General features: G+C 36.0%; 2 protein-coding genes. One reads left to right on the forward strand and one right to left on the reverse strand.

Annotation, left to right across the window (positions count from 1 at the left end; all coding sequences use genetic code 11):
* Window positions 1-29 precede the first annotated feature (29 nt).
* Window positions 30-557, reverse strand: coding sequence for a peptidase (locus AB4232_RS22515; protein ID WP_136999068.1), 528 nt, complete (start codon window positions 555-557; stop codon window positions 30-32).
* 297 nt (window positions 558-854) lie between these two features.
* Here AB4232_RS22515 and AB4232_RS22520 point away from each other — a divergent pair, with 297 nt between their 5' ends.
* The gene (locus AB4232_RS22520) at window positions 855-1,475 is read left to right on the forward strand and encodes a hypothetical protein (RefSeq protein ID WP_372088076.1); all 621 of its coding nucleotides are present in this window, start codon (window positions 855-857) and stop codon (window positions 1,473-1,475) included.
* Window positions 1,476-1,616 lie beyond the last annotated feature (141 nt).

Raw genomic sequence — 1,616 nt, forward strand, 5'->3', positions numbered from 1 at the left:
TTTAATAGGGATAATAAGTTAAATTATTTTTATTTGGTAACTGTGTATTGAAGACTATAGCTAGTTGCATTTTTTATGTTCAAGTTGTAACCGCTGATAGGGAATGATTTTGTCGACACGGGTACAATAAACTCGACAGTATTTGGTGGTAAGTGTGTAGTTTGATGTTCTTTTTTACGGTATGTAGTTGCAGATACATTACCCCATGCATCAGAGTTAACGTATGTACGGTCTGAACCATAACGAGACATTGTGGTTTCGTTACTATCAATTACAACATCAGTGTAGCGGAATATAACTTCATTATTATTAGTCATTCCCATAAAACGCAAGTCGGAGTAACCAGTATTTACTTTACCACCGTAAATATCAGCACCACCAAACGCGTTTTCAAGATCTTTGTTTTTTTGAATACGAAAAACGCTACCACCAATCGATGTACTTAGAGAGACATTTTGTTTCACGTTAACATTTTCATAATGCTGAATACTTGATTGACAACCAGATAACGTGAGAACGCTACCTAGGGTAAATGTTGCTAGTTTAATATTTTTCATGTACTTCATCTGAAAATAAAATGAGCTGCAGTATATGTAGCAACTCTGAATTATTTTTGACGAAGATCACGTTATATTGTTTCCATGATTATAAATTTCTATCGTCACGATTGATATCGTAATCTTTATTTTTCTTAAGATATATGTAAGGCATAATTTAATAGACGACGACTTTTAGTTTGTGATTATTGATTGATTTGTCATTTTTAATATTAATGATCTAAGTCAATATTAGTGATTTTATATACATACATAATTCGCGCCCCTAAATTGTAGGGATATTTAAAGATTATAAAAATGAAAAAGTCCATTATTGCTTTATCTGTTGCTGTTTCTTTTAGTGCTGCGGCTGATAATGGGAAAGCAGGTTTTCACTTAGGTCTCGAGTACAGTGTTAATTCTTACGACCTTTCGAATGCTTACTTCATATCAGATAATGAACAAACCGATGTTACACTTAATTTTGGTCATACTTGGATCAAAGATAGCGGTGAATTTGACCGCTTGATTGAGTTATCAGGGCACTATGGTCTATCGAGTGAAGCGAATATCTACGATACGACAAAGATCGATACTCAAGCTATTGGTGTTTCTGTTTATCTTGCTCGTTCAGTCGGTACATCACGAAATACATTTATTGGTGCTGAATTTGGTTTAACCAATACAAGTGGTGATCGTAGCGAAAGCGCGTACGGCTTAACTGCTATTGCTGAAACTGACTTCACTTCATTTTCACTTGCAGGACGCGTAGACCACTATTTTACTGATAGCTTCAGCATTGGTGGTAAGTTAGGTTTTGCCTTAGTTAACGGTGATCTAACTGCAACAATGACTGATGGGTACAATACTATAAGTGATTCTGTGACCCCGGATGGTCCTGGTGTTGTAATGGGCATCCATGCAAAGTATACATTCTAGCTATCGTACTTAGCCTACAGCCTTTAGTACACACACTTGAAGATGCAGATATCGCCGGTTCAGTAGATGCTATCGTAGCTTAAATCTCAGAGAAATTCGGCGCAGCACTTCGCGACTAATCTCTTCTGATAGATAGAAAAA

Origin of the sequence: Vibrio sp. 10N.286.46.A8, assembly GCF_041470165.1 — a bacterium.
Classification (GTDB): Bacteria; Pseudomonadota; Gammaproteobacteria; order Enterobacterales; family Vibrionaceae; genus Vibrio; species Vibrio tasmaniensis_A.

Bases quoted from the DNA above. Each gene is read 5' to 3' on its own strand.
- AB4232_RS22515 (WP_136999068.1), bottom strand. From the start codon at position 557: ATGAAAAATATTAAACTAGCAACATTTACCCTAGGTAGCGTTCTCACG.
- AB4232_RS22520 (WP_372088076.1), top strand. From the start codon at position 855: ATGAAAAAGTCCATTATTGCTTTATCTGTTGCTGTTTCTTTTAGTGCT.